This is a genomic window from Microcoleus sp. S28C3 (assembly GCF_036700785.1).
GTDB classification, from domain to species: domain Bacteria; phylum Cyanobacteriota; class Cyanobacteriia; order Cyanobacteriales; family Microcoleaceae; genus Microcoleus; species Microcoleus asticus.
The window spans coordinates 1-5250 of record NZ_JAUBPO010000206.1; the positions used below are offsets into that span (position 1 = coordinate 1).

At 46.0% G+C, this 5250-nt stretch carries 4 protein-coding genes and 1 pseudogene; all 5 read left to right on the forward strand.

Annotated elements, in window-relative coordinates; genetic code table 11:
- A pseudogene (locus QUA13_RS31310) lies at positions 1-299 on the forward strand (hypothetical protein); the annotation flags it as partial.
- Positions 296-1375, forward strand: coding sequence for a hybrid sensor histidine kinase/response regulator (locus tag QUA13_RS31315; RefSeq protein WP_333204839.1), 1080 nt, complete (start codon positions 296-298; stop codon positions 1373-1375). The pseudogene QUA13_RS31310 and the gene QUA13_RS31315, both read left to right, overlap by 4 nt.
- Before the next feature lie 94 nt (positions 1376-1469).
- The gene (locus QUA13_RS31320) at positions 1470-2204 is read left to right on the forward strand and encodes a response regulator transcription factor (RefSeq protein WP_333204840.1); all 735 of its coding nucleotides are present in this window, start codon (positions 1470-1472) and stop codon (positions 2202-2204) included.
- A gap of 95 nt (positions 2205-2299) precedes the next feature.
- A complete protein-coding gene (locus QUA13_RS31325; protein ID WP_333204842.1) occupies positions 2300-3262 on the forward strand; it encodes a XamI family restriction endonuclease in 963 nt (320 codons plus the stop codon).
- Positions 3259-4824: an Eco57I restriction-modification methylase domain-containing protein gene (locus QUA13_RS31330; protein WP_333204845.1), complete on the forward strand. Its 1566-nt coding sequence runs from the start codon at positions 3259-3261 to the stop codon at positions 4822-4824. Before QUA13_RS31325 ends, QUA13_RS31330 begins: the two co-directional genes overlap by 4 nt.
- The last annotated feature ends 426 nt before the right edge of the window (positions 4825-5250 follow it).

Here is a 5250-nt window from a genome sequence, read left to right on the forward strand (position 1 = left end):
AATCCAAACTACCGAAAACTCCTAGAATACGGCTCTCTCAGAGCCTGACTCTCCCAAAATATGTCCGAACTGTTGCAAAAGCAACTCAAATATACGAACTGGGGTTTCAAGTTGGTTGGCGGTACGTTCGCCTCAAAGACTACTTGCTGCGAATCAGAAAACAGCGAAAGTTGGAAGAATCCAAGCAGCTTCAAGATTATCAACAGTTTTTAAGTTTTATCCGCCAAAAGGCTGAGTCAGAAGATATGGACTCCTTCGTAAGCTTTGGATGGAGGCGGGAGAAAAATTCAGGGCAATGAGAGATAAACCCAGTAAAATCTTGGCGGTTGACGATACAACTGACAACTTATTTATTATGCAGGCTATTCTCTCAGAAGAAGGCTACTGCGTCAGCACGAGCTCCAGCGGATTTGATGCTTTAGCTAAGGTTGAGGAGTCGCCACCAGATTTACTCCTGTTAGATGTAATGATGCCAGAAGTAGACGGTTACGAAGTGACTTACAGAATTCGCTCAAATCCTCAACTTCCCTTTATCCCCATCCTGTTAATTGCGGCTGACAACTCAACAACCATAGCAGATGGACTCGACTTGGGCGCTGACGATTTCGTTTGCAAGCCCATCCAGGTAAATGATTTGCTGGCTCGCGTCCGCAGCCTCCTCCGGCTCAAACACAGCATAGATGCGATGCTGGAAATGACAAAGGCACGAGAGGATTTTGTGGCTCGTCTTACCCACGACTTGCGGATTCCCCTAGTTGCCGCTGATAGAATGCTGACCCTGCTCAAACGAGGGAAATTCGGTGAACTGCCCGTTGAAGCGGTAGAGGCGATCGCTACCATCGGTAACAGTAACCAAAATTTGCTTTCGTTAGTCAATACTTTACTGGAAGTTCACCGATTTGAATCTGGTTGCAAGAGCCTGGCAATCGCCCCTTTTGACCTCAAAAAACTGGTCAAAGAAGTTGTCAAGGAACTGGACGCTGTGGCTATCGATAAAGGACTTGTCCTAACTTTCGACGAGCCTGACCCACAACCGTTGCGGATTGAGGGCGATCGCCTCGAACTCCGCCGAGTCATCACCAACTTAGTCGGAAATGCCATTAAATTCACCGATTTTGGTTGTGTGAAAATCTTTGTCCGTCCAGATGTCAAGTCGGTAAGCATTAGCGTAGAAGACACCGGCCCTGGTATCAGAGCCTCAGAACAAGTCACGCTGTTTGAACGATTTCGCACCGGAAACCATGCCAGAGCAGGTTGCGGGCTGGGGCTGCACCTGTCTCGCCGGATTGTAGAAGCCCACTCTGGCAGTATAGACGTGGCATCAACGGTGGGTCAAGGCAGCACATTTACTGTACGGCTTCCCATCTCGCTCTAAAAGTTTTGTTTGGATCCAAAAGAGCGCATACGTTCTACCTTGGACACACCCCTGTCCCTGAAGTACAATTGTCCCTTTTTTAAACAAACCAACCATGAATAAAATTAGCGTTGCCTTAATTGAAGACCACCACCTGACAAGGGCTGGAATCAAAGCAGCTTTAGAAGACTGCGAAGAACTCGAATTTATCGGAGAGGCAGCTAACGGCCTGCAAGGGATAACTTTACTGGAGAAAACCCGGCCTGATGTAGCGATCGTTGATATCGGACTGCCAGGGTTGATAGATGGGATTGAACTGACAAAAAGGTTCAAAGAATACATACAAACTGCCCAAACTCCAAGCGTGGAGAACCAACCGAAAGTATTGATTTTGACGATGCAGGATAACGAGGAATCAGTGCTGGCAGCTTTTGCAGCGGGAGCCGACTCTTACTGCATGAAAGATGTCAGTTTTGAAAAGTTAGTGGAAGCTGTTGTTGAGACAAATGCTGGTGAAAACTGGATCGATTCTTCAATTGCCAGAATCGTTTTGGCTCGCATGAATAACCCTTTCAAGGAAGCTGTTAACTCAGCAACCATTTCCACTGTATCAATCAATGGAGTCGAGCCAGAGTACAGTCAGTTGTTAATGGCGAACCCTTTAACAGAACGAGAAAAAGAGGTTATAGAGTTGATTGTCGAAGGGTGCAGCAATGAGGAAATCTGCAAGCAGCTATACATTTCCCTCGGTACTGTGAAAACTCATGTGCGTAATATCCTCAATAAGCTGTCTTGCGACGATCGCACTCAAGCGGCTGTCAGAGCCCTTCGCGCGGGTTTAGTTGACTAAATCCGCTTCAAGAGCAACCGCTTGGTGGATAATACAACAGAGACGTTCCAGCAATCTAAGCTATTTAGGCGAGGGCCGCAATTAGAGGAGGTGCAGTGCCAGTTAATGCCGACAAACCACACTTGTGGAAACCCGATATTGCCCTGTCGGTAGACTTCTATAACAATTGGTTCATGCTGTTCGCTCCAAAAGCCTACCGCGACACTCGCATTGTTACAACTCAACAAGTTAAATCCGCCCTAGCAGAGACAGCCAATCTGAGCAACATCACGTCCGCCCTGCTGCGACAGCATCCAGAGGTTTTGCCCATTTTACGCATGGCGGCAGCGCCGCCAATTGCGCGAGATCGCCTGATCGGTTTAGCAGGAGTGTCGCCCAACCTGGTCAAAAATATGGAAGAGAAACAGCGAATTCCGCCCCGGGCAGACATTACAACTCTGGATGCTGAACTAACAAAAATCAGTCAAATTATTGCACGGCTGCTCGACAAAGATATTTTTCCTTGGCTAGAAAGCGGACAGCAGCCAACGGAGACTGAAGTTCAAAGAGCAGCGACAATTGTTGCCGATCGCCTTTGCGGTGCTATTTCTGACCCGATCGTTCGCAACGCTCAAGAACGAAGGCAGCTTGCTATGATCAGGCAATGGCTGGAACAGCGTGGTTATTCCTATGTTAGAGGAGGAGCCGGATTAAGTTTTGAGACAATGCAACCGGGGACTTTCTCGTTTCGGCTCAATATCCCGGTACTTTTACAGTCCGGCACCAAACAAATTAATATCCCTATTGATGTTGCGCTTGTACCAATTAATTCTATCCTTGGTGAATTCCCGTTATTGATTGAAGCGAAATCTGCCGGTGACTATACCAATCCCAATAAGCGACGCAAAGAAGAAGCTATTAAAATGACTCAATTGAGGAGTAACTACGGCAATAACGTGCGTTTTATTTTGTTTCTTTGCGGTTACTTTGACAGTGGCTATTTGGGTTATGAAGCGGCCGAAGGAATTGACTGGGTTTGGGAACATCGGATTGATGATTTAGCGCTATTTGAAATATGAATGTAACTGCAACGATTGAATTGACACGAATGTTGCGGCAATCGCAACTGGATGGAGCTAGAACTCAAGCTCAGCGAAATAAACTAGGTCAGTTTGCTACGCCTCCAACACTGGCAGCAGATATTCTCAAATATGCTTCAATGCTGTTGCCGTCGAATATTAAGATTCGTTTTCTCGACCCGGCTTTTGGTACAGGTTCTTTTTACTCAGCATTATTGCAGCAATTTGGGCGATCGCAAATTGTTAAAGCAATCGGCTATGAAATTGACCCCCATTACGGAAACGAAGCGATTAAGCTTTGGAGTGACACTTCGCTACATCTGAATATCGCTGACTTTACCCAAGCGATACCCCCTAACTCTGACGAGGAAAAAGCTAACTTAGTCATTTGCAATCCTCCATATACCCGACACCATCATTTGAACCGAATTGAAAAGCTGCGACTGCAACAGCTAGCACAGCAAACAGCGGGAGTTAAACTCAGTCAGTTGGCTAGTCTTTACTGCCATTTCTTGTGCATTGCGGATGCGAGTATGGCTGTTGGCGGCTTGGCGGGGTGGCTGATTCCCAGTGGATTTATGGATGTGAATTACGGACGGCAAATTAAAGATTACTTGCTAAATCGCGTTACTCTGCTGCGAATTCACTGTTTCGATGCTGCTGACGCGCAGTTTGAAGATGCACTGTGTACGTCAGCAGTGGTTTGGTTTAAGAAAGCTTTGCCACCTGTTAATCATGCTGTTGAGTTTACCTATGGAGGGAGTTTGACAGCATCTAAAATGTCGCTGATCGTGTCGGTGGAGTCGCTACGCAGTACGGCTAAGTGGACTAAGTTTGGGCTGATGTCTGGTAGCGTGAATTTTCAAGAGCAGCCGTTAAAACTTAAGGACTTATTCACTATTAAACGGGGGCTGGCGACGGGAGCGAACAATTTTTTTGTGTTGACACCAGAGCAAGTTTCTGCTTACAAATTGCCCTTTGAATTTCTCAAACCAGTTTTGCCTAGTCCCCGGTTGTTATCAGTTGATGAGATTGAAGCAGATGACTTGGGAAATCCGATTCTCGATTGTCGGTTATTCTTACTATCGTGCGATTTGCCCCCTTTGGAGGTGAAAGCTAAGTATCCCTCGCTTTGGGAATATTTGCAGATGGGAGTAAAACAGGGAATTTGCGATCGCTACCTGTGTAACCATCGTACTCCCTGGTATTCGCAGGAAAAGCGTCCTCCTTCGCCGTTCCTCTGTACTTATATGGGTCGTCAGGATACTGGTAGGGGCAGACCTTTTCGATTTATCCTGAATCACTCAATGGCGACGGCTACCAATGTATATTTGATGTTGTATCCCAAACCCGCTCTTGCCAAAGCACTTTTCGATCGGCCAGAATTGCTAAAAGAGGTGTGGCAGGCGCTCGATCGCATTTCTGATGAGGCGCTGATGGGTGAGGGGCGCGTGTATGGGGGTGGATTGCATAAGCTGGAGCCGAGGGAACTGGGTAATGCGATCGCACAGAAAATTCTTGAGGTTTTACCTGAACTTTCATCGAATAATCTCGTAATCTAACGGTCGTGTTCAGCGGCGGAGAATGCATCAAGAGAACTAACCTCCTTTATAAAAATCATCTAATGATTCACTCGTAGTTCCGTCAGGCAAAAAAAACATAGTTTTATCATCAACTTTGAACATTCTTGCAACTGCCAAACGACTTCTAAGTTGGAAACAGGGCTTCCAAAAATATCCAGATTGAATCTCAATCTCCTTTCCAGGGAAATTCTCTCTAAGTCGCTGTTCCATTTCCTGATCGTTGTATATTTGTAGCGCGCTAGAAAGAGTTGATATCTCTAGTAAATTATTTGATTTTTCTTCGATTGCAACGTAGATAAAATCCTGAAATTCTTTCGTATTAGAAGCATCTATAGCGATCGCAAATCATTCATAAATCGATCGAGGGTTCGATCGAGCAGTAGTTTCATGAGAATGTTGGCTCAA

Bases quoted from the DNA above. Each gene is read 5' to 3' on its own strand.
- QUA13_RS31315 (WP_333204839.1), top strand. From the start codon at position 296: ATGAGAGATAAACCCAGTAAAATCTTGGCGGTTGACGATACAACTGAC.
- QUA13_RS31320 (WP_333204840.1), top strand. From the start codon at position 1,470: ATGAATAAAATTAGCGTTGCCTTAATTGAAGACCACCACCTGACAAGG.
- QUA13_RS31330 (WP_333204845.1), top strand. From the start codon at position 3,259: ATGAATGTAACTGCAACGATTGAATTGACACGAATGTTGCGGCAATCG.